Raw genomic sequence first — 24,947 nt, forward strand, 5'->3', positions numbered from 1 at the left:
TAAAAAGGGGAAGAAAGCGATGGGAAAAAAAGAGCACGAGTTGGCGCAGGAAAAAGAGCGCCCAGCTGGAAGTCAGAGCCTGTTTCGCGGGTTGATGCTGATTGAGATTTTGAGCAATTATCCAAACGGTTGCCCGCTGGCGCATCTTTCGGAACTGGCAGGTTTAAATAAGAGTACCGTCCATCGCTTATTGCAGGGATTACAGTCCTGCGGCTATGTGACCACCGCGCCCGCCGCAGGGAGTTACCGCCTGACTACCAAATTTATTGCCGTCGGGCAGAAGGCGCTGTCTTCGCTGAATATCATTCATATCGCCGCTCCGCATCTTGAGGCACTGAACATCGCCACTGGTGAAACCATTAACTTCTCCAGCCGCGAAGACGATCACGCTATTTTGATTTATAAACTGGAACCCACAACCGGGATGCTGCGAACCCGTGCCTATATTGGTCAGCATATGCCGCTCTACTGTTCCGCAATGGGCAAGGTCTACATGGCGTTTGGTCACCCGGACTACGTGAAGTCGTACTGGGAAAGCCATCAGAATGAAATCCAGCCGTTAACCCGCAATACCATTACCGAGCTGCCCGCGATGTTCGACGAACTGGCGCACATTCGTGAAAGCGGAGCGGCGATGGACAGAGAAGAAAACGAACTCGGCGTCTCCTGTATTGCTGTTCCGGTGTTTGATATTCATGGGCGGGTGCCGTACGCCGTGTCGATTTCGCTTTCGACATCACGTCTGAAACAGGTGGGGGAGAAAAATCTCCTGAAACCACTGCGTGAAACCGCGCAGGCTATTTCTAATGAGCTGGGATTTACTGTCAGGGACGACCAGGGCGCGATCACATAACGCTTTGGACAAGTGCCAAAACTTTAACATTTCCTTCGTTGGATCAAAGCAGTAGGGACGCGCTCTCTGGCACTCTGCTGTTTTAGTGCAAAGGAGTGATCATGAACCGGTTTATTATTGCGGATGCGACGAAATGTATCGGTTGCCGTACCTGTGAAGTGGCTTGCGCAGTGTCGCATCAGGAAAATCAGGATTGCTCTGCGTTGTCGCCGGGCGAGTTTATTTCCCGTATTCGTGTTATTAAAGACCACAGCTGGACCACGGCAGTAGCCTGTCATCAGTGTGAAGATGCACCGTGCGCGAATGTCTGCCCTGTTGACGCGATAAGCCGCGAACATGGGCATATTTTCGTTGAACAATCACGTTGCATTGGCTGTAAAAGCTGTATGCTGGCTTGCCCGTTTGGTGCGATGGAGGTCGTTTCTTCGCGCAAAAAGGCGAGGGCGATTAAGTGCGATCTGTGCTGGCATCGGGCGACGGGACCGGCTTGTGTTGAAGCCTGCCCGACACAGGCGTTGCAATGTATGGATGTCGAGAAAGTGCAGCGGCATCGGCTACGGCAGCAGCCTGTTTGAAACGTTTTTCCGGCGTTTCTCAACGCCGGAATAGTGCGCTTTGTTTATGCCGGATGCGGCGTAAACGCCTTTTCCGGCCTACAAATTCAATTGATTGCAGAAATTATGTAGGTCTGATAAGCGCAGCGCATCAGGCAATTTTTAATGGCTTTCAGCCCAGGCGCGTTCAATCTCTTCCGCCAGAATCTTCACACCCGCCTCAATTTTCTCCGGCTCTGGTACGTAGTTCATGCGCATACATTGATGCGTATGCGGCCACGGTTTATCCAGCCCTGGGAAGAAGTTGTGGCCCGGCACCATCAGCACGCCGCGCGCTTTCAGGCGCTGATAGAGTTGCTCGGTGGTAATCGGCAAATCCTTAAACCATAACCAGAGGAATATTGCCCCTTCTGGTTTATGAATCAGGCAGCGATCTTCTGGTAAATAGCGGCGAATGATGGCGATAGTCTCCTGAACACGCTGGTAATAGAACGGCTTGATGACCGTTTCTGACAGGCGCAGCAGATCGTTACGCTTAATCATTTCACACATTATCGCCGGACCAATGCCGCCAGGCGCGAGACTGATAATGCCGTTCATATTAGTGATGGCGGTGATGATTTTTTCATTGGCGATGATAATGCCGCAGCGCGAACCTGGCAGACCTAGCTTGGAAAGGCTCATGCATAGCACGATATTCGGATTCCACAGCGGGCGCGCTTCGCTAAAGATGATGCCCGGGAACGGGACGCCATAGGCGTTATCAATCACCAGCGGGATCCCGTGCTGATTCGCCAGCGCATCCAGCTTCAGCAACTCTTCATCGGTTATCACATTACCTGTTGGGTTCGTCGGTCGCGAGACGCAAATCATCCCCGTCTCTTCGCCAATGCGCAGATGTTCGAAATCGACGTGATATTTAAACTGGCCCTCTGGCAGTAGTTCGATATTCGGACGCGTAGAGACAAACAGATCCTCTTCCAGCCCGGCATCCGCGTAGCCAATATATTCCGGTGCCAGCGGGAACAGTACTTTTTTGACCCGGCCATCGGCACGGCGTCCGGCAAACAGGTTAAATAAGTAGAAAAAGGCGCTCTGGCTACCGTTTGTTAGTGCAATATTCTGTGGTTCGATATCCCAACCCAGCTTCTCGCGTAACATACCGGCAAGCAGAGACAGCAGCTCCGTTTTCCCCTGTGGCCCATCGTAATTGCACAGCGCATCAGTGGCTTTGCCACTTTCCAGCATGTCGGTTAGCAGCGTCTGGAAATAATCCTGCATTTCCGGGATCTGCGCCGGATTGCCGCCGCCAAGCATAATCGCGCCGGGGGTGCGTAAACCGTCGTTCAGATCTTCCATCAGCAGCGTAATGCCGGAGTGGCGGGTAAATTTGTCACCAAAAAGGGAGAATGTCATAGCGGGATATCTGTCGAACTCTGTAGCAAGGAAGGTAACAATAACGCTACATTTGCCAGGGTGCAAATCACGCGGTTGACGGGGGATTGACACTTTATGCTGTGGTTTTCGATTAGGTTGGTATTTTAGGCTGGGAGGCTTCCCGACGTACTGCCGCACGGGAAGCCGGAAAAGTTACTGTTGCCCCGCCCAGACGACCATTACTTTATCGTCGCCGTGTTCACGGACAAATCCGTACCCCTGTTTCAGCGAAAGCGCCGTTTGTTTGCCTGCGCCAATGGCTGGATGCCGTGCGCGGAACTGACTGATGCGCTGCCAGTGCGCGACGCTGGCGGCAGATTTACCACTGATATCCTGCCAGTTCATATCAGAACGTGTGCCTTGTAGGGGATCAGAACCGGTGGGGCCGAACGGACGTAAGGATTCATCACCATAAAAGATTTGCACTGCACCTGGCGCGAGTAACAATAACTCTGCTGCTTTGTCGTCCCCTTCGCGGAACAAGCGGGTATCATGCGAGGAGAGATAGCTCAACGCATTGAAATCTTGCAATTTCTCGGTCATTTGCTGCCAGGTGGTATCCATCTGCGCCAGGCAATCGACCGCTTTCGCCGCCTGTTCCTGATAATCGAAATTGATCATCGCGTCGAATCCGTGGCGATAGTAGTCGCTTTGCATTACGCCATGACCCCAGGCCTCGCCGGTCATCCAGAAAGGTTTGTCATCTAATGCTTTCTCGGGGTTAGCTTTTTTCCATTCGCGAAGTGCGGCGCTGGCCTGAGTTTTCAGTTGCTGCCAGGCGGGCAACTCAACATGTTTGGCGGTATCGACCCGAAAACCATCAATACCGTAGTCGCGGACCCATTGGCTTAACCAGTGGGTTAAGTAATCGCGCGGCGTATAGCCGTCAATGGCTTTGGCGTGGGTATCCGGTTTGTTTTTATAGAACACCGGTAGACCAGAAGCGGTAGTTGATTCGGTTTTGATATCCGGCAAAAAGGCTAGCGACATGGTGAGATCGTCGAATCCAGGATTGTCGTAATCGCCGATATCGGTACGGATCCAGTTTTTCCCCCACCATTTATCCCAGCCTGTTTTGTCGCTGAAATTAATGTAATCGTTGAAGCTATGCCAGGTTTGCCCGGCGGTAGGTTTCCAGTCGCTCCAGCGTTCACCCAGCGTTTTTTTCACTTCGTTACCTGAAAGGTATAACGCGCCAAACTGATACTCCTGCATATCTGCCAGTGTGGCATAGCCGGTGTGGTTCATCACCACATCAAAAATAATGCGGATACCGCGCTGGTGCGCGCTATCAACCAGCGTCCGTAGATCGGCTTCGCTGCCCATATTGGCATCAAGATTCGTCCAGTCCTGTGTGTAATATCCGTGGTAGGCATAATGTGGGAAATCGCCTTTTGTACCGCCGCCGACCCAGCCGTGAATTTGCTCAAATGGGGCGCTTATCCATAAAGCATTGACGCCCAGCTGCTGGAGATAATCCAGTTTGTTGGTCAGGCCGCGTAAATCACCGCCGTGGAAAGTGCCAATTTCCTCCATGCCGTCTTTATGACGTCCGTAGCTCTGGTCATTGCTGGGATCGCCGTTTTCGAAACGGTCTGTTAGCACAAAGTAAACCGTGGCGTTATGCCAGTTGAAAGGGGCAGGTGCGTCAGTTTCCGCGCGTTCCAACAGAAGTAAACCATTGCTGGTGGCGGCAGGTTGTAACGTTATTTGGCCGCTCTTCACCGTCGCGATTTGCTGGCTGTAATAATCCCGGACTACCGTACCTTCCGGGAAAGTGCCGCTGACATTAAGCTTCAGTGGTTTTCCATCCCATTTGGGGCATTCGCGGATCTGTTTTGCTACCGGTTCGGCGGTGTTCTGGACCGAAATCATCAACGTTGGTGTGCCGGAGCGGGTATCTATTTGCAGCGTATATTCACCGTTCCTGAACAATCGCCACTGAGGGGGCGTGCTGTCGCAAGGTTTGAGAGAAATCATCTGATTGAGTTTTATCGCATCCGCAGGCTGCCAGCATTGTTGGTTAAAATTTAGCGTCAGCGGTCGCGTACCTTTGGTCAGCTGGGCATGACTAACAAATGTTCCTGCACTTTGTTCAGCAAAGGTGGGAAATCCCTGAGATGTCCAGTCGGCGGCAATGGCAACACTGGGCAGGAGTATCAGAAAACAGGCGGCAAGTTTCATAACGGATGAGTCCTTGTTGCTGCGAATTTCACCAGTTTGCCAGTGATAATACTGGTAAAACTCATCCCTGATGAGGATTGCGCCAGGATGAGACGAAAGGGGGAGTATTTCACCTGAGATTTAAGTTTATTTTTTGCGATAAACCCCACATTTTCTGCGATTTAGCGCCAATCTGAACGGTTAACACGTGACATAGTTTCAGATTTGGACTATTCCTTGGGGTGCTCTTGACAGCTATTTTTGATATGATTTGAGATTCAACTCTCAAATTTGAGAAAAATATAAGGTGTTGGAATGATTAAATCCGACCAGGAGAACTGATGATTTTGACTCCCATACGACGATATGGGGCGATGATTCTTATGTTACTCACTCTGATGTTTTCGAGTGAGGTGTTAGCGAAAACGCACACGACAACAGCGAGTCAAAAGTCCCACATAACCAAAGCTAGTAATAAACAGGTAAGCAGTAAACAAGAGTATTCTCGCAATAGTGCAAAGAGCAGTTCACTTCCTGATTTGCGAAAATACCCTTCCGGAACACCAAGGAAAAAAGCGTTTCTCCGGACCGTAATGCCTTACATTACCAGCCAAAATGCAGCCATTACGGCGGAACGTAACTGGCTGATTTCAAAACAGTACCAGGGCCAATGGTCGCCTGCAGAGCGTGCGCGTCTGAAAGACATCGCCAAACGCTATAAGGTGAAGTGGTCTGGTAATACACGAAAAATCCCGTGGAATACGCTGCTTGAACGCGTAGACATTATCCCGACCAGTATGGTGGCGACGATGGCTGCGGCAGAAAGTGGTTGGGGGACGTCGAAGCTGGCGCGTAACAACAACAACCTGTTTGGCATGAAGTGTGGCAAAGGTCGTTGTAATAATGGTCCGGGTAAAGTGAAAGGCTATTCTCACTTTGATTCTGTCAAAGAGTCGGTGAGCGCCTATGTTACTAACCTGAATACGCACCCGGCTTACGCTTCGTTCCGTAAATCACGTGCACAATTGCGTAAAGCTGATCAGGAAGTCACCGCCACAGCGATGATTCACAAGCTGAAAGGTTATTCAACGAAGGGACAGAGTTATAACAACTACCTGTTCGCGATGTACCAGGATAACCAGCGGTTAATCGCTGCGCATATGTAATTGCATTCCCTCGAGCCTTATCCGACTTGTTGGTCGGATAAGGCTTTTGCTCGCATCAGGTGGTTGTGCTGCGTTACCTGATGCGACGCTGGCGCGTCTTATCATGCCTGGCGGCTTTTCCCCTCCTGCTACAGCAGGACCTCGCTGTTTACATCGCGATACTCTTTCGGCGTTGTGTCATATGCTTTTTTAAATACAGAGTAGAAATATTGCAACGATGGATAACCGCACATTTGCGATATTTCGTTGATTGATAAGGTTGTTGAAATTAGCAGGCTGCGCGCTTTCTCCAGCTTCTCGGCATGAATCATTGCGTGTATGGTTTCGCCCACCTCTTCTTTAAAACGCTTCTCAAGATTGGAGCGTGATATGCCGACAGCGTCCAGCACCTGATCCACTTTAATCCCTTTGCAGGCATGATTGCGGATGTAATGCATGGCCTGAATAACAGCCGGGTCGGTCAACGAACGGTAATCCGTAGAACGCCGTTCAATGACGCGTACTGGCGGGACCAAAATCCGCTGCAACGGCATCGCTTCTTTATCTAACAACCGATGCAGAAGTTTTGCCGCCTGATAGCCCATTTGCCGTGCGCCCTGGGCAACCGAAGAAAGCGCGACGCGAGAAAGATAGCGGGTCAGCTCTTCGTTATCGATGCCAATTACGCATAGTTTTTCCGGTACGGGAATATGCAGATGCTCGCAAACTTGCAGAATATGCCGCGCCCGGGCGTCAGTAACGGCAATAATCCCGGTTTGCGGTGGTAGCGTTTGCAACCAGTCGGCCAACCGGTTTTGCGCGTGCTGCCAGTTTTCTGGTGCAGTTTCCAGTCCCTGATAAACGACACCACGGTACTTTTCTTCGGCGACAAGCTGGCGAAAAGCATATTCGCGTTCGGCTGCCCATCTTTTGCCACTCGACTCTGGCAGACCATAAAAAGCAAAGCGGTTAACGCCTTTTTCTTTTAAATGCAAAAATGCGCTTTCAACCAGCGCATAGTTATCAGTGGCAATGTAATGTACGGGCGGATAGCTTTCTGCCAGGTGATACGAGCCGCCAACCCCGACAATGGGGACGTCGACATCAGCCAACGCTTGCTCGATTTGTTTATCGTCAAAGTCGGCAATAACGCCATCTCCTAACCAGTCCTTGATTTTATCAATGCGGGCGCGGAAATCTTCTTCAATGAAAATATCCCATTCCGATTGTGACGCCTGTAAATATTCCCCCACACCTTCTACAACTTGACGGTCATAGGCTTTATTAGCATTGAACAGTAATGTGATTCGGTGACGTTTAGTAAACATGGTTCTTTTCCTGCTGAATCATGCAAAAACTCAAAACCGGCAACACGTTACCGGTTTTGAGAAAATTTTTATCAAAATCAGGAACGGCGTTTGGTTGCGGAGTCCATCCATACTGCCAGCAACAGAATCGCACCTTTGACGATATACTGCCAGAAGGTCGGAACATCCATCATACTCATGCCGTTATCCAGCGAAGCCATGATGAATGCCCCCATCACAGCCCCCGCAACACTCCCTACGCCGCCAGCCAGACTGGTGCCGCCAATCACGCAGGCTGCAATGGCATCCAGTTCGGCGATATTACCGGCAGAAGGCGAGCCTGCACCAAGCCGTGAACTGAGGATTAACCCCGCGATGGCCACCATCAAACCGTTGATAGCAAACACGACAAGTTTGGTGCGTTCTACGTTAATCCCGGAGAGTCGCGCCGCTTCCAGATTGCCGCCAATAGCGTAAATGCGCCGCCCGAAAGCTGTCCTTGTTGCCATAAACATGCCGCCGAGTAACAGCAACGTCAGCAGCAGGACAGGAGTAGGAACGCCACGGTAATCATTCAGTAGCCAGATTGCGCCTAATACGATGATGGCGGTCAAAGCCTGGCGACCGACCACCGCTGTAGATGCCGGAGACTGTAAACCCAAAGCTTGTCGGCGCATTCTTCCACGCCATTGCCAGCCGACAAAAGCCATTAAGCCAAGCGCGCCAATAATGAAACCGGTGCTGGCGGGTAGATAGCTCTGTCCAATTTGTGACATCGCGGCGCTGGTGGGTGAAACCGTCGTACCGTTGGTGATGCCAATGAGGATGCCGCGAAATGCCAACATGCCCGCCAGGGTGACAATAAATGAAGGCACTTTGCGGTACGCGACCCACCAACCATTCCATGCGCCGAGAAGCAGGCCCAGAACCAGCGTCACAATAATGGTGAGTGGCAGAGGCCAGCCTAACCAGACGTCGCAGATAGCGGCGACGCCGCCTAATAGCCCCATCATCGAGCCGACCGAGAGGTCGATTTCGGCAGAAATTATGACGAACACCATCCCTACCGCAAGGATGCCGGTAATCGCGGTCTGGCGTAGCAAGTTGGAGACGTTACGGGCGCTTAAATAGGCGCCGTCAGTAGTCCAGGTAAAGAACAGCATGATGGCGATGATTGCTGCAATCATCACGAAGACTTGTAAATTCAGTGACTTCAGCACAGAGAAGCCACCGGATGTCGGTACGGCTAATTTCACTTCAGACGGATTGCTTTTCGACATGATGTTCGCTCCTCAATGCGGCTTCCATCACCTGCTCCTGAGTCAGGTTATGATTTATCAGGTTGGCTTTTAGTTTTCCTTCATGCATCACCAGTACGCGATCGCTAAGACCAAGTACTTCAGGTAATTCAGAAGAGATGACAATAACGGCGATACCCTGCTGGACGAGTTGGTTAATTAATTTGTAGATCTCGTATTTCGCGCCAATATCGATACCCCTGGTAGGTTCATCAAGAATGAGAATGCGCGGGTTGAGTAACAGACAGCGTGCCAGGATCGCTTTTTGTTGATTGCCGCCGCTTAAACGTCCAATAGCAAGTTCCGGAGACGACGTTTTCACTTTGAGTCGCTGGATAGATTCCAGAATACATTTTTGCTCTGCGGCATCATCAAGCTGGCTAATACCCCCGGTAAATTTACTGAGTGCGGCGAGGGTAATATTTTTACCAACTGCCATTACCGGAACGATGCCATCACGCTTTCTGTCTTCTGGCACCATTGCAATACCCTGGGCGATGGCTTGCTGGCAATTACGAATATCCACTTGTTTGCCATCAATATAGATTTTCCCTTCCCATTGTCCGGGCCAAACGCCAAAAAGGCATTGAATAGTTTCGGTGCGACCAGCGCCGACCAGTCCAGCAATCCCCAGTATTTCGCCACGTTTCAGGGAAAACGAGACATCGTTAACCCGTTTAATATGACGATTAACCGGATGCCATGCCGTCAGATGTTCTATGCGTAATATTTCATCGCCAGTGGTATGTGGTTCGTTTGGGTACAGTGCCGTTAATTCTCGCCCAACCATCATGGTGATAATATCGTCTTCGCTCATTCCGGCTGCATCACGCGTACCTATGTGCTGACCGTCGCGAATAACACAAATTGTGTCGGAAATCGCTTTGACTTCGTTGAGCTTGTGAGAAATATAGATACATGCGATGCCGTGTTGTTGCAGATCGCGAATAATATCCAGTAAAACTGTGGTTTCCAGCTCAGTTAATGAGGCGGTTGGTTCATCGAGAATTAATAAACGCACCTGTTTATTTAGTGCCTTGGCAATTTCAACGAGTTGTTGTTGCCCAAGCCCTAAATCACCAACGCGGGTATCTGGTGAAATGGATAAGCTGACTTGCGCTAACAGTTTCTGACAGCGTAGCGTCATCTGGTCATAATCCATGACCCCATTGCGGGTTATCTCATTGCCAAGAAAGATATTTTCCAGCACGGTCAACTCTTTCACCAATGCTAATTCCTGGTGAATGATGGCAATACCTTTGCGTTCGGTATCGCGGATGTGACTTGCCTGTATTACTTCACCAGCAAAAGTAATTTCGCCTTCGTAACTGCCAAAGGGATAAATTCCGCATAGCACTTTCATTAATGTTGATTTACCAGAACCATTCTCACCGCAAAGTGAGACGATCTCACCAGCATTTAGCCGCAAACTGACGTTATCTATCGCTTTTACGCTGCCGAAAGTTTTGGTAATGCTCTTCATTTCAAGTAGATAAGACATAACGACTCCACCTAAGCCAATCAGTTCATGCGGCATGGAGAGAAATCACGTCCCCGTTGTCGACAGGGACGTAACGCTTAAAGCTCGCTCTCCTTGTGGAAACCGTCTTTAATCACCGTGTCTTTGATGTTGTTTTTATTCACATCAATAGGTGTCAGCAGGCGGGATGGAACATCTTTCAGCCCATTATTCAGCGTGGTATCTGCTTTAGGTTGTTGATCGTTACCCAGTTCAACGGCAATTTCCGCGGCAGTATTTGCCAGAAGAGTAATCGGTTTATACACCGTCATGGTTTGCGTACCCGCAGCAATACGTTTAATACCGGCGAGATCCGCATCCTGACCGGAAATGGCGACTTTCCCTGACAAACCTTGTGCGCTTAATGCCTGAATAGCCCCGCCAGCAGTAGCATCGTTAGAAGCAACAACAGCGTCAATTTTGTTATTGTTGGCGGTCAACGCGTTTTCCATAATTTTCAGCGCGTTTTCTGGTAACCAGCCATCAACCCATTGGTCGCCTACGACTTTAATTTTCCCGGAGTCAACGTAAGGTTTTAATACTTTCATTTGCCCGGCGCGGAAAAGCTTAGCGTTGTTATCCACCGGAGAGCCGCCCATCAGGAAATAATTTCCTTGCGGGACGATATCGACCAGCGCTTTTGCTTGTAGTTCACCCACTTTTTCGTTATCGAAAGAAATATAAAAGTCGATATCAGCATCATTAATCATGCGGTCGTAAGCTAATACTTTAATGCCTTCTTGTTTTGCTTCTTTTACAACGTTACTTAATACCTGTCCGTTATACGGAATAATGACAAGAACATCGACTCCCCGGTTAATCATGTTTTCAATCTGCGACATTTGAGTTTCTTCGTTGCCATTTGCAGACTGCACAAATACTTTAGCGCCGAGAGATTCAGCTTTTTTCACGAAAATATCCCGGTCTTTCTGCCAGCGCTCAAGACGGAGATCATCAATAGCCATACCGATTTTGACTTCTTTAGCATGTGCCGCAACGTTGGTTAGCAGAAGTGAGGTGCACAGGGTGAGTAAAATGTTCTTTATTTTCATGGTTCAGAGGCCTTCTTTTGTTAGAGGGTAGCTTCAAAAAGTAACAATCACCGCGTTAAACGTGACCAATTTTTAGCAACTAAATGGGGGAAAACAATTACAGATTTTTATCTTTCGATTACGATTTTTCGTTTATTTCTTGATTTATGACCGAGATCTTATTTTTGTTGGTTAATCGAATTTGTTGCATTTTTCTCTTCGAGTAATTACCCAATTTCATCATTCCATTTTATTTTGCGAGCGAGCGCACACTTGTGAATTATCTCAATAGCAGTGTGAAATAACATAATTGAGCAACTTAAAGGGAGTGCCCAATATTACGACATCATCCATCACCCGCGGCATTACCTGATTATGGAGTTCATTATGCAAGCTTATTTTGACCAGCTCGATCGCGTTCGTTATGAAGGCCCGAAATCCTCTAACCCGTTAGCATTCCGTCACTACAACCCCGACGAATTGGTGTTGGGTAAGCGTATGGAAGACCATTTGCGTTTTGCCGCTTGCTACTGGCACACCTTCTGCTGGAACGGGGCGGATATGTTTGGCGTAGGCGCGTTTAACCGTCCCTGGCAGCAACCTGGCGAGGCGCTGGCATTGGCGAAGCGTAAAGCAGATGTCGCATTTGAGTTTTTCCACAAATTACATGTGCCTTTTTATTGCTTCCACGATGTGGACGTTTCCCCGGAAGGCGCATCGTTAAAAGAGTACATCAATAACTTTGCGCAAATGGTCGATGTGCTGGCAGGTAAACAAGAAGAGAGCGGCGTGAAACTGCTGTGGGGAACCGCTAACTGCTTTACTAACCCACGTTATGGTGCAGGCGCAGCTACGAATCCCGACCCGGAAGTTTTCAGCTGGGCAGCAACACAAGTCGTTACGGCGATGGAAGCGACGCATAAACTGGGTGGTGAAAACTATGTGTTGTGGGGCGGTCGCGAAGGTTACGAAACGCTGCTGAATACCGATTTGCGTCAGGAGCGTGAACAGATTGGCCGCTTTATGCAGATGGTGGTTGAGCATAAACATAAAATCGGTTTCCAGGGTACCCTGCTTATCGAACCGAAACCGCAAGAGCCGACCAAACATCAATATGATTACGATGCCGCGACGGTCTACGGCTTCCTGAAGCAGTTTGGCCTGGAAAAAGAGATTAAACTGAATATTGAAGCAAACCATGCAACGTTGGCGGGTCACTCTTTCCACCATGAAATTGCCACGGCCATTGCGCTTGGTCTGTTCGGTTCTGTCGATGCTAACCGTGGTGACGCGCAGTTGGGCTGGGATACCGACCAGTTCCCGAACAGCGTGGAAGAAAATGCGCTGGTGATGTATGAAATTCTCAAAGCGGGCGGTTTTACCACCGGTGGTTTGAACTTCGATGCCAAAGTACGTCGTCAGAGCACCGATAAATATGACCTGTTCTACGGTCATATTGGCGCGATGGATACGATGGCACTGGCGCTGAAAATTGCAGCACGCATGATTGAAGACGGTGAGCTGGATAAACGCGTCGCGCAACGTTATTCCGGCTGGAATAGCGAACTGGGCCAGCAAATTCTGAAAGGCCAAATGTCACTGGCGGATTTAGCAAAATATGCCCAGGAACATAATCTTGCACCGGTGCATCAGAGTGGTCGCCAGGAGCAGTTAGAAAATCTGGTAAACCATTATCTGTTCGACAAATAACGGCTAACTGTGCAGTCCGTTGGCCCGGTTATCGGTAGCGATACCGGGCATTTTTTAAGGAACGATCGCTATGTATATCGGGATAGATCTTGGCACGTCGGGCGTGAAAGTCATTCTGCTCAACGAACAGGGTGAGGTAATTGCTTCACAAACAGAAAAGCTGACCGTTTCGCGCCCGCATCCCCTCTGGTCTGAACAAGACCCGGAACAGTGGTGGCAGGCAACAGATCGTGCAGTGAGAACGCTGGCGCGACAATATTCTTTGCAAGAGGTTAAGGCGTTAGGTATTGCCGGACAGATGCACGGAGCTACGTTACTTGATGCTCGGCAGCAGGTATTACGTCCAGCGATTTTGTGGAATGACGGGCGCTGTGCGCAAGAGTGCGCTTTGCTTGAAACACGAGTCCCGGATTCGCGCGCTATAACCGGCAATCTGATGATGCCCGGATTTACCGCGCCTAAGCTGCTGTGGGTGCAACGTCATGAGCCAGATATATTCCGTCAGGTAGACAAAGTTTTATTGCCAAAAGATTATTTGCGTCTGCGTATGACCGGAGAGTTTGCCAGTGATATGTCTGATGCGGCAGGCACCATGTGGCTGGATGTCGCGAAGCGTGACTGGAGTGATGTCATGCTGCAAGCTTGCCAGCTGTCCCGTGACCAGATGCCAGCATTATACGAAGGCAGTGAAGTTACCGGGACTTTGCTACCCGAGGTGGCAAAAGCATGGGGAATGGCGGCAGTGCCTGTTGTCGCGGGCGGCGGCGATAATGCGGCTGGCGCGGTTGGTGTGGGTATGGTTGATGCCAACCAGGCAATGCTGTCGCTGGGAACTTCTGGTGTTTATTTTGCGGTGAGCGAAGGGTTCTTAAGCAAGCCGGAAAGCGCCGTACACAGCTTTTGCCATGCATTACCACAGCGTTGGCATTTAATGTCGGTGATGTTGAGTGCGGCATCGTGTCTGGATTGGGCTGCGAAATTAACCGGCCTGAGTAATGTCCCAGGCTTAATTGCAGCTGCGCAACAGGCAGATGAAAGTGCCGAGCCAATCTGGTTTTTGCCTTATCTTTCCGGCGAGCGTACCCCGCACAATAATCCACAGGCGAAGGGGGTTTTCTTTGGCCTGACCCATCAACACGGCCCTAATGAACTGGCGCGAGCAGTGCTGGAAGGCGTGGGTTATGCGCTGGCCGATGGCATGGATGTAGTGCACGCCTGCGGCATTAAACCGCAAAGTATTACCTTGATTGGTGGTGGAGCGCGTAGTGAGTACTGGCGTCAGATGCTGGCGGATATCAGCGGTCAGCAGTTGGATTACCGAACGGGTGGTGATGTAGGGCCTGCACTGGGCGCAGCAAGGTTGGCGCAGATTGCGGTGAATCCAGATAAATCGCTCAGTGAATTGTTGCCGCAACTGCCGTTAGAGCAGTCGCATATGCCGAACGCGCAGCATCATGCCGCTTATCAGCCACGACGCGAAACATTCCGTCGTCTCTATCAGCAACTTCTGCCACTAATGGCGTAAACTTATCCCCCGCCTGGCCGGGCAGGGGATAATTCTTGTCTATATATACTACCAATTCATTAATATTTCATATGAATTTATTCTGAAAATCATTTGTTAATGGTGTTTTTCAGTTTTGTCTTTTGTTGGTTAATCGTAATGTATCGCTGGTAGATACGGAGATCATTATGAAAACCTCAAAGACTGTGGCAAAACTATTATTTGTTGTCGGGGCGTTGGTTTATCTGGTTGGGCTATGGATCTCATGCCCATTGTTAAGTGGCAAAGGCTATTTTCTCGGCGTGTTAATGACGGGAACGTTTGGCAATTATGCTTACCTTCGTGCTGAAAAACTCGGGCAACTGGATGACATGTTTATTCGCATCTGCCAGTTAGTTGCGTTAATCACTATCGGTCTGTTGTTTATCGGTGTTTTAAATGCGCCTATCAATGCTTATGAAATGGTGATTTATCCCATTGCCTTCTTTACTTGCTTGTTTGGTCAGATGCGGTTATTGCGTTCAGCGTGAGCTATGTAGCTCTTACAATGTAATATGAAAGGAACTCTGTGATGGAAAACAAAATATCAACCTATTCTCCAGCATTTAGCATTGTGTCATGGATAGCGCTTGGCGGCGGTATTGTTACCTATTTATTAGGGCTATGGAATGCGGAAATGCAGTTAAATGAAAAAGGATATTACTTTGCTGTTCTGGTGCTAGGACTATTTTCAGCCGCATCTTATCAAAAAACTGTGCGGGACAAATATGAAGGCATTCCCACTACATCCATTTATTATATGACCTGTCTGGTTGTCTTTATCATTTCTGTCGCATTACTGATAGTTGGTCTGTGGAATGCAACATTATTACTCAGCGAAAAAGGGTTTTATGGCCTGGCCTTCTTTTTAAGTTTGTTTGGTGCAGTAGCAGTACAGAAGAATATTCGTGATGCTGGAGTTAACCCATCAAAAGAAACTGTGGTTGCTCAGGAAGAATATAGCGAATAATCCTTGCAAGCCCGGTCAGTGTGACCGGGCTTTTGCTCAACTTACAAATCTGTTTCGGTCGATTCGTTGCACCAGCACAGAAAGTAATAAGCTTGTGGCCAGCGTGGCGCAGAAGATCCAGATAATATCCAGTATTGGCCAGTTTTTAAGCTCAATCCCCCGGGTACGCAGCGCATGGATAATCAAAGCGTGGAACCCGTATATACCTAAAGAATGGCGTGATATCAGCCCAAGCCCGGGAACAGTGTGTGTATCCAGCGTATTTTTTACCAGAGTCAGTAACGCGATTGCGCAGATAAAAACCATCGGTCCGCAATAGAGATACCAGGTATCGGCAAAATTTCCGCGCCACTGTAATTCATATAATGTCCCGCGAGAGATGATAAATACCCCCGCAACAAACAGTACGGCGCTCACCCACGACAGTGATTTATGTTGCGTATCCACCATGCCAATGGCGCGGCCCAACATGCCATACAGGATGTAGTAAAAAGTATCGCCATTGATATATAAGTTAATCGGTAGCCATTCGAAGCCGTCGATCTTCTGTGGCACTGTGTTTGGGTTAGCGATGATGCCAATCACCACCATGAGTACCAGCAACATTTTACCGCTAACGTTTTTCACCTGAACCAGCGGCGAAACCAGATAAATCACCGCAATCGCGAAGAAAAACCATAAGTGATAAAACACAGGCTTTTGTAGCAGGTTTTTCAGCGCTAACTCCACATTGATAGCGGTAAAAAGCGCAATGTAGATCAACGCGATGACACTATAAAACAGCAGACATAAGCCAATACGCAAGAAATGACGCGGTTGGGCGCTACGTTCGCCAAAAAAGAGATAGCCGGAAATCATGAAAAATAGCGGCACGCTGACACGGGAGGCAGAATTTAGAACATTCGCGATATCCCAGGTTATGGGGCTGACGCTATGGGCGTTGGTTACATACCAGGTGGTGGTATGAATCATCACCACCATTAAACAGGCTATCCCTCGCAGGTTATCAATCCAATAAATTTTGGGCTGCATCTGTGTCTCTGTAACTGGTTAAAAAAAGGTCTGACCGATAAATCATTCAGCTGGTGCACTGGAATAATCCGAGTTTTATCTCTACAGCTTATAGAGGCTTGAGGAAATTCGTTAGATTCAGCCACTATACCGATATTAATAATAAGACTCACCTGCAAATAAGACGGTAATTTAATGATGATGAACTATTTCTTTCCAGCAATGGCACTTATTGTGTTAGTGGGATGCTCGACACCGCCACCCGAGCAGAAAGCACAGCGGGTAAAGGTTGAGCCGCTGCGTTCATTGAATATGGAAGCGTTGTGCAAGGATCAGGCAGCAAAACGTTATAACACCGGTGAGCAAAAAATCGACGTCACCGCATTTGAACAGTTTCAGGGGAGCTACGAAATGCGTGGTTATACCTTCCGGAAAGAGCAGTTTGTCTGTTCTTTTGACGCAGATGGCCATTTTTTGCATCTTTCCATGCGTTAAGCCCTGCTTTTTCCCGTTTCGTACTGTATATCTTCCATCCAGCGGGTATACTGATCCCTTCCTTTAAATCCACACGTATCCAGCACGAAATAATATGCAAAAGTTTGATACCAGGACCTTCCAGGGCTTGATCCTGACCTTACAGGATTACTGGGCTCGCCAGGGCTGCACCATTGTTCAACCATTGGACATGGAAGTCGGCGCGGGAACCTCTCACCCAATGACCTGTCTGCGCGCGCTGGGGCCAGAACCGATGGCGGCTGCTTATGTCCAGCCTTCTCGTCGCCCGACCGATGGTCGCTACGGCGAAAACCCCAACCGTTTACAGCACTACTATCAGTTCCAGGTGGTCATTAAGCCATCGCCGGACAATATTCAGGAGCTGTACCTCGGTTCTCTGAAAGAGCTGGGCATGGACCCGACTATCCACGATATCCGTTTCGTGGAAGATAACTGGGAAAACCCGACGCTGGGTGCCTGGGGGCTGGGCTGGGAAGTGTGGCTGAACGGCATGGAAGTGACACAGTTCACTTACTTCCAGCAGGTTGGTGGTCTGGAGTGTAAACCGGTTACCGGCGAGATCACCTACGGTCTGGAACGTCTGGCAATGTACATTCAGGGCGTAGACAGCGTTTACGACCTGGTCTGGAGCGACGGCCCGCTGGGTAAAACCACCTACGGCGACGTGTTCCATCAGAACGAAGTGGAGCAGTCCACTTACAACTTCGAATACGCGGATGTGGACTTTCTGTTCACCTGCTTCGAGCAGTACGAGAAAGAAGCGCAGCAGCTGCTGGCGCTGGAAAACCCGCTGCCGCTGCCAGCCTACGAGCGTATTCTGAAAGCCGCCCACAGCTTCAACCTGCTGGATGCGCGTAAAGCCATCTCCGTCACCGAGCGCCAGCGCTACATTCTGCGCATTCGCACTCTGACCAAAGCAGTGGCAGAAGCATACTACGCTTCCCGTGAAGCCCTCGGCTTCCCGATGTGCAACAAAGATAAGTAAGAGGCGGCTATGTCTGAGAAAACTTTTCTGGTGGAAATCGGCACTGAAGAGCTGCCACCAAAAGCACTGCGCAGCCTGGCTGAGTCCTTTGCTGCGAACTTTACTGCGGAGCTGGATAACGCTGGCCTCGCACACGGCACCGTTCAATGGTTTGCTGCTCCGCGTCGTCTGGCGTTGAAAGTAGCTAACCTGGCGGAAGCGCAACCGGATCGTGAAATCGAAAAACGCGGCCCGGCGATTGCCCAGGCGTTCGACGCTGAAGGCAAACCGAGCAAAGCGGCAGAAGGTTGGGCGCGTGGTTGCGGTATTACCGTTGACCAGGCTGAGCGTTTGACTACCGATAAAGGCGAATGGCTGCTGTATCGCGCCCATGTGAAGGGCGAAAGCACCGAAGCACTGCTGCCGAATATGGTTGCGACTTCGCTGGCAAAACTGCCGATCCCGAAACTGATGCGTTGGGGCGCAAGCGACGTACACTTCGTGCGTCCGGTGCACACCGTGACCCTACTGCTGGGCGACAAAGTTATTCCGGCAACCATTCTGGGCATTCAGTCCGATCGCGTGATTCGCGGTCACCGCTTTATGGGCGAGCCGGAATTCACTATCGACAATGCCGATCAGTATCCGGAAATTCTGCGTGAGCGCGGTAAAGTCATCGCCGATTACGAAGAACGTAAAGCGAAGATTAAAGCCGATGCCGAAGAAGCAGCGCGTAAGATTGGCGGTAACGCTGACTTAAGCGAAAGTCTGCTGGAAGAAGTGGCTTCTCTGGTTGAATGGCCGGTTGTTCTGACCGCGAAATTCGAAGAGAAATTCCTCGCTGTGCCGTCTGAAGCCCTGGTTTACACCATGAAAGGTGATCAGAAGTACTTCCCGGTGTACGCGAACGACGGCAAACTGCTGCCGAACTTTATCTTCGTTGCCAACATCGAATCGAAAGATCCGCAGCAAATTATCTCCGGTAACGAGAAAGTCGTTCGTCCACGTCTGGCAGATGCTGAGTTCTTCTTTAATACCGACCGTAAAAAACGTCTTGAAGATAACCTGCCGCGCCTGCAAACCGTGCTGTTCCAGCAACAGCTGGGTACGCTGCGCGACAAAACTGACCGCATTCAGGCGCTGGCTGGCTGGATTGCTGAACAGATTGGCGCAGACGTTAACCACGCTACCCGTGCGGGCCTGCTGTCTAAGTGTGACCTGATGACCAACATGGTCTTCGAGTTCACCGACACCCAAGGCGTAATGGGGATGCACTACGCGCGTCACGATGGCGAAGCGGAAGATGTCGCGGTAGCGCTGAACGAGCAGTATCAGCCGCGTTTTGCCGGTGATGACCTGCCGTCCAACCCGGTAGCTTGTGCGCTGGCGATTGCTGACAAGATGGACACCCTGGCGGGTATCTTCGGTATCGGTCAGCATCCGAAAGGCGACAAAGACCCGTTTGCGCTGCGTCGTGCGGCCCTTGGCGTGCTGCGCATTATCGTCGAGAAGAACCTCAACCTTGATCTGCAAACGCTAACTGAAGAAGCGGTGCGTCTGTATGGCGATAAGCTGACTAATGCCAACGTGGTTGATGATGTTATCGACTTTATGCTCGGTCGCTTCCGCGCCTGGTATCAGGACGAAGGTTACACCGTTGACACCATCCAGGCGGTACTGGCGCGTCGTCCGACCCGTCCGGCAGATTTCGATGCCCGTATGAAGGCGGTATCGCATTTCCGTACCCTGGATGCAGCTGCTGCACTGGCGGCGGCGAACAAACGTGTATCCAACATTCTGGCGAAATCTGACGAAGTGCTGAGCGACCGCGTGAATGCCTCTACCCTGAAAGAGCCGGAAGAAATTAAACTGGCGATGCAGGTGGTTGTTCTGCGAGACAAACTGGAGCCGTACTTTGCTGAAGGTCGTTACCAGGATGCGCTGGTCGAACTGGCCGAGTTGCGTGAACCTGTCGATGCTTTCTTCGATAAAGTGATGGTCATGGTTGATGATAAAGATCTGCGTATCAACCGCCTGACCATGCTGGAAAAACTGCGCGAATTGTTCCTGCGCGTTGCGGATATTTCGCTGTTGCAGTAATAACAGCGTTATTAAATAGCCTGCCACTTGGCAGGCTTTTTTTATCGCTAATAATACAGCTACCTTTAATAATTTTCTGCTGAATAAAAATTATCTCATATATTAATTTCATGAGATTTTTTTAGGATTTTATTAAAGAGAGGAAAGGAATTTATTACGCTAGAATAGCTGCGGGTGCTTGAGACTGTTTGTCTCAGGTATCACCGAAAGGCAGACAGAGAAAAGCCCCACCTGACTATAAATCAAAGTGAGGCTACCCTATGCCTGAACACCATAAGGTTAGCCTCTTACTCGTTGGAAATCAACACAGGAGGCTGGGAATGCCGCAGAAATATAAATTGCTTTCTTTAATAGTGATTTGTTTTACGCTTTTATTTTTCACCTGGATGATAAGAGATTCACTGTGTGAATTGCATATTAAACAGGAGAGTTATGAGCTGGTGGCATTTTTAGCCTGCAATTTGAAAGAGTAAGAGTCTTCGGCGGGAAGTTATTCCCGCCTTTCTTACGGTGTTGGGTATTCTCAATGCACCCTAATTTATTTCTTTGATGAATATTATTTAAAAAATACGAACGGATTTGGCTATTAAATAGGTTTTTAATTGAGAACAGGAATGGTTCGGAGCCTTCATGAATAAACTGCTTTTACTGTTGATAATGCTTTATCAACGACATCTTTCTCCTCGCAAAGGATATCGCTGTGCTTACAGTGTGTTGTACCAAACGCAGGGATGTTCGGGGGCAGTCAAAGAGATTATTCAACAGAAAGGTGTTATTGCAGGCTGGGGCGAGATACGTCAGCGTTTTGCAGATTGCCGACTTGCGGCACAGACAATCAGGCAGAAGCAACACCTGAACGAGGTTATACGTAAAAAGAAGAATAATGAGTGTAATGATTGTGATTGTTCCGGGTGTGATGGTACGGTCTGTCGTGATTGCCACATCCCGATGCCGGATCTGGATTGTTCCTGGGACTGTTCTTCTCTACATATAAAGCGGTTTTTCCAATAAAAAAATCCCCGCCAAATGGCAGGGATCTTAGATTCTGTGCTTTTAAGCAGAGATTACAGGCTGGTTACGTTACCAGCTGCTGGGCCTTTAGCGCCGCTTTCGATGGTGAAGGACACTTTCTGACCTTCGTCCAGAGATTTGTAACCATCGTTCTGGATAGCAGAGAAGTGTACGAACACGTCTTTAGAGCCATCGTCAGGAGTGATGAAGCCGAAGCCTTTGTCAGCGTTGAACCATTTTACGATACCAGTCATTTTACCGGACATAGTGTATTACCTTTAATAATTAAGTGTGCCTTTCGGCGATATGGCGTGCTTTACAGATTTTGAAGCGTTAAAGGAAATGTGCACTACGAGGGGTATCAACGATAACTCTTGAAGGGACTTGCCTTACTACACTGCTTTAATGGTCTGTACGTCAAACCGTTGATGTGCATTAAGCCACGCATTGGAGGTGGATGCAACAATTATTTTTCAAATTTATGATTAATCGGTCGGAAAACGGCCCTGTCATCAGGACCGTAAACATCAAAAAAGTTAATAAAACTCTATTCCATCAACTGCTTACTTAATGCCGGATTGGCCTGAATCAGACGCATTAATTTTAGTTCAGCACTGGAAGGCTTCACTCGTCTGGATTCCCATTCCTTTACCATCGCAACGGATACGCCCAAAACACGGGCGAAATCATCAATTTTTAACCCCGTTCCTTTGCGTAATTGCTCAATCTCGGTACAGGGCGTAGGTCTGTGCGTCAGGGTAATCTTCTGTGTTTCATCTTTAAAAACAATTTGTTCCAGGCTGCTCAACAGCTCAAGCATTGGATCTTTATATTCCATTGAAAACTCCTCAAATCACACTGCGGGATCGTGAATTGCATTGAAGCTCATTAAGAATAGTCGGGAAAAACTGACTCAGCGGGAAGCAGCCGGAGTGTGATTCGATTCAGCTTATCAATAACTGTGACTTATAGTTGCCTAACGATATGATTAATGCCGATATATTTCGCAGAATCCCGAATTGTAAAGATTCCGAAAATTTCACTTACCGAAGAGAAGTAAGGTTCTGGCTAAAAAACGCAATAGCAATGCCTGTTTTTAACAATGAAACAACAAATTAACCTTCCTTCATTTTCTACATCATTTTCCCAGGAAGATTATGCATAAAGGGTATCTTGCAAGCTTGTCCTGGACTATCCTTGTCACGTCAGACACGCGTGTGTCGTTGTGCGCTTTTTTTGGGTGAAAGGAGTAAGAAAATGGCGACAGGAAAGTCCTGCTCTCGCTGGTTTGCGCCTCTTGCGGCGTTATTAATGGTAGTTAGCCTGAGTGGGTGTTTTGATAAAGAAGGCGATCAGCGTAAAGCGTTTATCGACTTCCTGCAGAATACAGTGATGCGTAGCGGTGAACGTCTACCAACCCTGACTGCCGATCAGAAAAAACAATTTGGTCCTTTTGTCTCTGATTACGCGATTCTGTATGGCTATTCCCAACAGGTGAATCAGGCGATGGATTCCGGTCTGCGTCCGGTTGTAGACAGCGTTAACGCAATTCGTGTACCACAGGATTATGTCACGCAAAGTGGTCCGCTGCGTGAAATGAACGGTTCGCTGGGTGTACTGGCGCAACAGCTACAAAATGCGAAGTTGCAGGCCGATGCTGCGCACTCTGCGCTGAAACAGACTGATGACCTGAAACCGGTCTTTGATCAGGCATTCACCAAAGTGGTGACGACACCGGCTGATGCGTTACAACCGTTGATTCCGGCGGCACAAACCTTTACACAACAACTGGTAATGGTTGGTGACTATATTTCCCAGCAGGGTACTCAGGTAAGCTTTGTGGCGAATGGCATTCAGTTCCCGACTTCGCAGCAGGCGAGTGAATATAACAAACTGATTGCGCCATTACCGGCACAGCATCAGGCGTTTAATCAGGCCTGGACCGCAGCAGTAACTGCAACCCAATAAAGAGTAAAAGCCCGAGAGATTTTCGGGCTTTTCTTCACGCAGTCGCGGTTATTCCGCGACTTGCGGATTCACACAGTTCTTCTCGACATTCCCTTGTAACGCATTAATCAAATTATCCACCGCACAGGCGGCCATGCCATAACGCGTCTCATGAGTAGCAGAACCAATATGTGGGACTGCGACGACATTTGTCATTGAGAGCAGCGGTGAATCTACTGACAGTGGCTCTTGTTCGAAGACATCCAGTCCGGCGGCGTGAATTTCCCCTTTCTGCAATGCCGCAATCAGTGCATTTTCGTCAACCACCGGTCCACGTCCTGCATTAATGAAGATGGCGGAGGATTTCATTTTGGCGAATTGTTCAGCGCCAAACAGGTGATGCGTTTCTTCAGTTAGCGGCAGGATCAGGCAAACGAAATCCGATTCTTGTAACAGCGTATCCAGATCGCAATAACGGGCGTTAAAGCGTTCTTCGGCTTCTTTATGGTGGCGGCGAGCGTTATAGAGGATAGGCATGTTGAAGCCAAAGTGTGCCCGTTGTGCCAGTGCCATGCCGATCCGTCCCATCCCGACAATGCCAAGAGTTTTATGATGCACGTCGCTGCCGTACCAGTCCGGGCCAATGCTCGCGGTCCATTCGCCTGCTTTTACGCGTTCTGCTATCTCGACAACCCGACGCGCGGTACACAGCACCAATGCCATCAGCGTATCGGCCACCGTTTCCGTTAATACGGTTGGCGTATGCATTAGCAGGATTTTTCGGGCGGTAAGCGCATCGACATCGAAATTGTCGTAGCCTACAGAGATAGTTGATGTGGCACGCAGTTTCGGCATTTTGTCCAGCAACACGGCATCAACATTTTCATTTGAACCTAACAAGCCCTCGGCTTCGGCAAAAATTTCCGCGTTTTGCGCGACGGTCTGTGGAGTGAGGTCTGTCACCTGGTGAACGGTGAAATGTGCTTGCAGGCGTTGCAGTAAATCATCAGGTAAGGCTTTGTAGAGGATAACGGGCGGCTTCATGCTTCTCTCCATTCACTGATAAGGCGATCACCTTAGCCTGAAAAAAGAAGCAGGAAAACCTAAGAATACCAGGTGATTGGATCACCACCTGGCATGAAAGTGATTACAGCGGGCTTAAGGTAATTTCTACGCGACGGTTTTGGGCTTTGCCTTCTGCGGTGCTGTTGCTGGCGATCGGGTTAGCCGGACCAAGACCCTGGGTACGAATACGGCTGGCGTCAACGCCCTGGGTAATCAACGCGCTGGCAACGGAATCTGCACGCTGCTGCGACAGACGCATGTTCAGGTCATGACCACCAGTGCTGTCGGTGTAGCCAATCACGTTAACCGCCGTTTTCGGGTACTCTTTCAGTACCATTGCAACACCGGTCAGGGTGTTAGCACCTGCTGGTTTCAGAGTGGCGCTGCTGCTGTCGAAGGTCACATTGTTCGGCATGTTGAGGATAATGTTGTCCCCGCTGCGCGTTACGCTAACGCCGGTGCCGCGCATTTTGTCGCGCAGTTTCGCTTCCTGCACATCCATGTAATAGCCAACGCCGCCGCCCAGTGCCGCGCCTGCTGCTGCGCCAATCAGTGCGCCTTTACCACGATCTTTCTTCGAAGAAGAGAGTGCGCCAATGCCCGCGCCAACGAGAGAGCCCAGACCCGCGCCAATAGCAGATTTACCCGCTTCGCGTTCGCCGGTGTAAGGGTTAGTTGTACAGCCAGATACCGCCAGAGCGCCACTCACAACGGCGGCAATAAGATAAACACGTTTCTTCATTGTTAATCCTTAATAACCTTTTTATTCTTTGCCACGGGTTTCGTGGCGGAAGATTATGCCG

24 protein-coding genes are annotated in these 24,947 nt (G+C 49.4%); 13 read left to right on the plus strand and 11 right to left on the minus strand.

Annotated features, from left to right (window positions below):
- The first annotated feature begins 19 nt into the window (after positions 1-19).
- Together yiaJ and D9741_RS03965 are read left to right on the plus strand one after the other, a co-directional pair.
- The gene (gene yiaJ, locus D9741_RS03960; protein WP_130216230.1) at positions 20-853 is read left to right on the plus strand and encodes an IclR family transcriptional regulator YiaJ; all 834 of its coding nucleotides are present in this window, start codon (positions 20-22) and stop codon (positions 851-853) included.
- Between the two features lie 101 nt (positions 854-954).
- Complete coding sequence (locus D9741_RS03965; protein WP_130216232.1) at positions 955-1,428, plus strand: 4Fe-4S binding protein; 474 nt, start codon at positions 955-957, stop codon at positions 1,426-1,428.
- 141 nt (positions 1,429-1,569) lie between these two features.
- On the opposite strand, the gene avtA is transcribed toward D9741_RS03965, so the two are convergent.
- Together avtA and malS are read right to left on the minus strand one after the other, a co-directional pair.
- A complete protein-coding gene (gene avtA, locus D9741_RS03970; RefSeq protein ID WP_130216234.1) occupies positions 1,570-2,823 on the minus strand; it encodes a valine--pyruvate transaminase in 1,254 nt (417 codons plus the stop codon).
- Positions 2,824-2,997: 174 nt separating this feature from the next.
- Positions 2,998-5,028: an alpha-amylase gene (gene malS / locus D9741_RS03975; protein ID WP_130216236.1), complete on the minus strand. Its 2,031-nt coding sequence runs from the start codon at positions 5,026-5,028 to the stop codon at positions 2,998-3,000.
- 320 nt (positions 5,029-5,348) lie between these two features.
- Between malS and D9741_RS03980 the strand changes: the two genes are divergently transcribed.
- Complete coding sequence (locus D9741_RS03980) at positions 5,349-6,173, plus strand: protein bax (protein ID WP_130216238.1); 825 nt, start codon at positions 5,349-5,351, stop codon at positions 6,171-6,173.
- A 128-nt stretch (positions 6,174-6,301) separates the two neighbouring features.
- On the opposite strand, the gene xylR is transcribed toward D9741_RS03980, so the two are convergent.
- The 4 genes from xylR to xylF form a co-directional block, all read right to left on the minus strand.
- Entirely contained in the window at positions 6,302-7,480 is a 1,179-nt protein-coding gene (gene xylR / locus D9741_RS03985) for a D-xylose utilization transcriptional activator XylR (protein ID WP_130210034.1), read from the minus strand.
- Between the two features lie 77 nt (positions 7,481-7,557).
- Positions 7,558-8,739 carry a xylose ABC transporter permease XylH gene (gene xylH / locus D9741_RS03990; RefSeq protein ID WP_130210036.1) on the minus strand — a complete coding sequence of 394 codons (1,182 nt, stop codon included), beginning with the start codon at positions 8,737-8,739 and terminating at the stop codon, positions 7,558-7,560.
- Positions 8,717-10,258: a xylose ABC transporter ATP-binding protein gene (locus D9741_RS03995; RefSeq protein ID WP_130216240.1), complete on the minus strand. Its 1,542-nt coding sequence runs from the start codon at positions 10,256-10,258 to the stop codon at positions 8,717-8,719. Before D9741_RS03995 ends, xylH begins: the two co-directional genes overlap by 23 nt.
- A gap of 77 nt (positions 10,259-10,335) precedes the next feature.
- Positions 10,336-11,328: a D-xylose ABC transporter substrate-binding protein gene (gene xylF / locus D9741_RS04000; RefSeq protein WP_130210040.1), complete on the minus strand. Its 993-nt coding sequence runs from the start codon at positions 11,326-11,328 to the stop codon at positions 10,336-10,338.
- A gap of 366 nt (positions 11,329-11,694) precedes the next feature.
- Here xylF and xylA point away from each other — a divergent pair, with 366 nt between their 5' ends.
- From xylA to yiaA, 4 genes are all read left to right on the plus strand, one after another.
- Complete coding sequence (xylA, locus tag D9741_RS04005; RefSeq protein ID WP_064527882.1) at positions 11,695-13,017, plus strand: xylose isomerase; 1,323 nt, start codon at positions 11,695-11,697, stop codon at positions 13,015-13,017.
- 70 nt (positions 13,018-13,087) lie between these two features.
- Complete coding sequence (xylB, locus tag D9741_RS04010) at positions 13,088-14,542, plus strand: xylulokinase (protein WP_130216242.1); 1,455 nt, start codon at positions 13,088-13,090, stop codon at positions 14,540-14,542.
- Between the two features lie 167 nt (positions 14,543-14,709).
- Entirely contained in the window at positions 14,710-15,051 is a 342-nt protein-coding gene (gene yiaB / locus D9741_RS04015) for an inner membrane protein YiaB (protein WP_130216244.1), read from the plus strand.
- A 41-nt stretch (positions 15,052-15,092) separates the two neighbouring features.
- Positions 15,093-15,530, plus strand: a complete 438-nt coding sequence (yiaA, locus tag D9741_RS04020) for an inner membrane protein YiaA (protein ID WP_130216246.1) — start codon at positions 15,093-15,095, stop codon at positions 15,528-15,530.
- A gap of 36 nt (positions 15,531-15,566) precedes the next feature.
- On the opposite strand, the gene D9741_RS04025 is transcribed toward yiaA, so the two are convergent.
- Positions 15,567-16,562 carry an acyltransferase gene (locus D9741_RS04025; protein ID WP_130216249.1) on the minus strand — a complete coding sequence of 332 codons (996 nt, stop codon included), beginning with the start codon at positions 16,560-16,562 and terminating at the stop codon, positions 15,567-15,569.
- A 174-nt stretch (positions 16,563-16,736) separates the two neighbouring features.
- Between D9741_RS04025 and D9741_RS04030 the strand changes: the two genes are divergently transcribed.
- The 5 genes from D9741_RS04030 to yidD all read left to right on the plus strand — a co-directional run bounded on the left by D9741_RS04030 (position 16,737) and on the right by yidD (position 21,132).
- A complete protein-coding gene (locus tag D9741_RS04030) occupies positions 16,737-17,036 on the plus strand; it encodes a YsaB family lipoprotein (RefSeq protein ID WP_130216250.1) in 300 nt (99 codons plus the stop codon).
- Between the two features lie 94 nt (positions 17,037-17,130).
- Entirely contained in the window at positions 17,131-18,042 is a 912-nt protein-coding gene (gene glyQ / locus D9741_RS04035) for a glycine--tRNA ligase subunit alpha (RefSeq protein ID WP_001168544.1), read from the plus strand.
- A 9-nt stretch (positions 18,043-18,051) separates the two neighbouring features.
- Positions 18,052-20,121, plus strand: coding sequence for a glycine--tRNA ligase subunit beta (gene glyS / locus D9741_RS04040; RefSeq protein ID WP_130216252.1), 2,070 nt, complete (start codon positions 18,052-18,054; stop codon positions 20,119-20,121).
- A gap of 320 nt (positions 20,122-20,441) precedes the next feature.
- Positions 20,442-20,594, plus strand: coding sequence for a type I toxin-antitoxin system toxin HokA (hokA, locus tag D9741_RS04045; protein ID WP_130216254.1), 153 nt, complete (start codon positions 20,442-20,444; stop codon positions 20,592-20,594).
- A gap of 157 nt (positions 20,595-20,751) precedes the next feature.
- The gene (yidD, locus tag D9741_RS04050) at positions 20,752-21,132 is read left to right on the plus strand and encodes a membrane protein insertion efficiency factor YidD (protein WP_130216256.1); all 381 of its coding nucleotides are present in this window, start codon (positions 20,752-20,754) and stop codon (positions 21,130-21,132) included.
- Between the two features lie 53 nt (positions 21,133-21,185).
- On the opposite strand, the gene cspA is transcribed toward yidD, so the two are convergent.
- Complete coding sequence (gene cspA, locus D9741_RS04055; protein WP_000014594.1) at positions 21,186-21,398, minus strand: RNA chaperone/antiterminator CspA; 213 nt, start codon at positions 21,396-21,398, stop codon at positions 21,186-21,188.
- Between the two features lie 281 nt (positions 21,399-21,679).
- Positions 21,680-21,970, minus strand: coding sequence for an HTH-type transcriptional regulator (locus D9741_RS04060; protein ID WP_130216258.1), 291 nt, complete (start codon positions 21,968-21,970; stop codon positions 21,680-21,682).
- A 419-nt stretch (positions 21,971-22,389) separates the two neighbouring features.
- Here D9741_RS04060 and D9741_RS04065 point away from each other — a divergent pair, with 419 nt between their 5' ends.
- Positions 22,390-23,100, plus strand: coding sequence for a DUF3053 domain-containing protein (locus tag D9741_RS04065; protein ID WP_130216260.1), 711 nt, complete (start codon positions 22,390-22,392; stop codon positions 23,098-23,100).
- A 48-nt stretch (positions 23,101-23,148) separates the two neighbouring features.
- Here D9741_RS04065 and ghrB read toward each other — a convergent pair whose 3' ends face one another.
- Together ghrB and D9741_RS04075 are read right to left on the minus strand one after the other, a co-directional pair.
- Positions 23,149-24,123 (minus strand): glyoxylate/hydroxypyruvate reductase GhrB, encoded by a 975-nt coding sequence (gene ghrB, locus D9741_RS04070; protein WP_130216262.1) that lies wholly within the window; start codon positions 24,121-24,123, stop codon positions 23,149-23,151.
- Between the two features lie 103 nt (positions 24,124-24,226).
- The gene (locus D9741_RS04075; RefSeq protein WP_000747625.1) at positions 24,227-24,886 is read right to left on the minus strand and encodes an OmpA family lipoprotein; all 660 of its coding nucleotides are present in this window, start codon (positions 24,884-24,886) and stop codon (positions 24,227-24,229) included.
- Positions 24,887-24,947: the final 61 nt, after the last annotated feature.

Source organism: Escherichia sp. E14V7, from assembly GCF_004212225.1.
GTDB lineage: Bacteria > Pseudomonadota > Gammaproteobacteria > Enterobacterales > Enterobacteriaceae > Escherichia.

Excerpts from the sequence above, each read along its gene's own strand:
- yiaJ (WP_130216230.1), top strand. The coding sequence starts at position 20 with ATGGGAAAAAAAGAGCACGAGTTGGCGCAGGAAAAAGAGCGCCCAGCT.
- D9741_RS03965 (WP_130216232.1), top strand. The coding sequence starts at position 955 with ATGAACCGGTTTATTATTGCGGATGCGACGAAATGTATCGGTTGCCGT.
- avtA (WP_130216234.1), bottom strand. The coding sequence starts at position 2,823 with ATGACATTCTCCCTTTTTGGTGACAAATTTACCCGCCACTCCGGCATT.
- malS (WP_130216236.1), bottom strand. The coding sequence starts at position 5,028 with ATGAAACTTGCCGCCTGTTTTCTGATACTCCTGCCCAGTGTTGCCATT.
- D9741_RS03980 (WP_130216238.1), top strand. The coding sequence starts at position 5,349 with ATGATTTTGACTCCCATACGACGATATGGGGCGATGATTCTTATGTTA.
- xylR (WP_130210034.1), bottom strand. The coding sequence starts at position 7,480 with ATGTTTACTAAACGTCACCGAATCACATTACTGTTCAATGCTAATAAA.
- xylH (WP_130210036.1), bottom strand. The coding sequence starts at position 8,739 with ATGTCGAAAAGCAATCCGTCTGAAGTGAAATTAGCCGTACCGACATCC.
- D9741_RS03995 (WP_130216240.1), bottom strand. The coding sequence starts at position 10,258 with ATGTCTTATCTACTTGAAATGAAGAGCATTACCAAAACTTTCGGCAGC.
- xylF (WP_130210040.1), bottom strand. The coding sequence starts at position 11,328 with ATGAAAATAAAGAACATTTTACTCACCCTGTGCACCTCACTTCTGCTA.
- xylA (WP_064527882.1), top strand. The coding sequence starts at position 11,695 with ATGCAAGCTTATTTTGACCAGCTCGATCGCGTTCGTTATGAAGGCCCG.
- xylB (WP_130216242.1), top strand. The coding sequence starts at position 13,088 with ATGTATATCGGGATAGATCTTGGCACGTCGGGCGTGAAAGTCATTCTG.
- yiaB (WP_130216244.1), top strand. The coding sequence starts at position 14,710 with ATGAAAACCTCAAAGACTGTGGCAAAACTATTATTTGTTGTCGGGGCG.
- yiaA (WP_130216246.1), top strand. The coding sequence starts at position 15,093 with ATGGAAAACAAAATATCAACCTATTCTCCAGCATTTAGCATTGTGTCA.
- D9741_RS04025 (WP_130216249.1), bottom strand. The coding sequence starts at position 16,562 with ATGCAGCCCAAAATTTATTGGATTGATAACCTGCGAGGGATAGCCTGT.
- D9741_RS04030 (WP_130216250.1), top strand. The coding sequence starts at position 16,737 with ATGATGATGAACTATTTCTTTCCAGCAATGGCACTTATTGTGTTAGTG.
- glyQ (WP_001168544.1), top strand. The coding sequence starts at position 17,131 with ATGCAAAAGTTTGATACCAGGACCTTCCAGGGCTTGATCCTGACCTTA.
- glyS (WP_130216252.1), top strand. The coding sequence starts at position 18,052 with ATGTCTGAGAAAACTTTTCTGGTGGAAATCGGCACTGAAGAGCTGCCA.
- hokA (WP_130216254.1), top strand. The coding sequence starts at position 20,442 with ATGCCGCAGAAATATAAATTGCTTTCTTTAATAGTGATTTGTTTTACG.
- yidD (WP_130216256.1), top strand. The coding sequence starts at position 20,752 with ATGAATAAACTGCTTTTACTGTTGATAATGCTTTATCAACGACATCTT.
- cspA (WP_000014594.1), bottom strand. The coding sequence starts at position 21,398 with ATGTCCGGTAAAATGACTGGTATCGTAAAATGGTTCAACGCTGACAAA.
- D9741_RS04060 (WP_130216258.1), bottom strand. The coding sequence starts at position 21,970 with ATGGAATATAAAGATCCAATGCTTGAGCTGTTGAGCAGCCTGGAACAA.
- D9741_RS04065 (WP_130216260.1), top strand. The coding sequence starts at position 22,390 with ATGGCGACAGGAAAGTCCTGCTCTCGCTGGTTTGCGCCTCTTGCGGCG.
- ghrB (WP_130216262.1), bottom strand. The coding sequence starts at position 24,123 with ATGAAGCCGCCCGTTATCCTCTACAAAGCCTTACCTGATGATTTACTG.
- D9741_RS04075 (WP_000747625.1), bottom strand. The coding sequence starts at position 24,886 with ATGAAGAAACGTGTTTATCTTATTGCCGCCGTTGTGAGTGGCGCTCTG.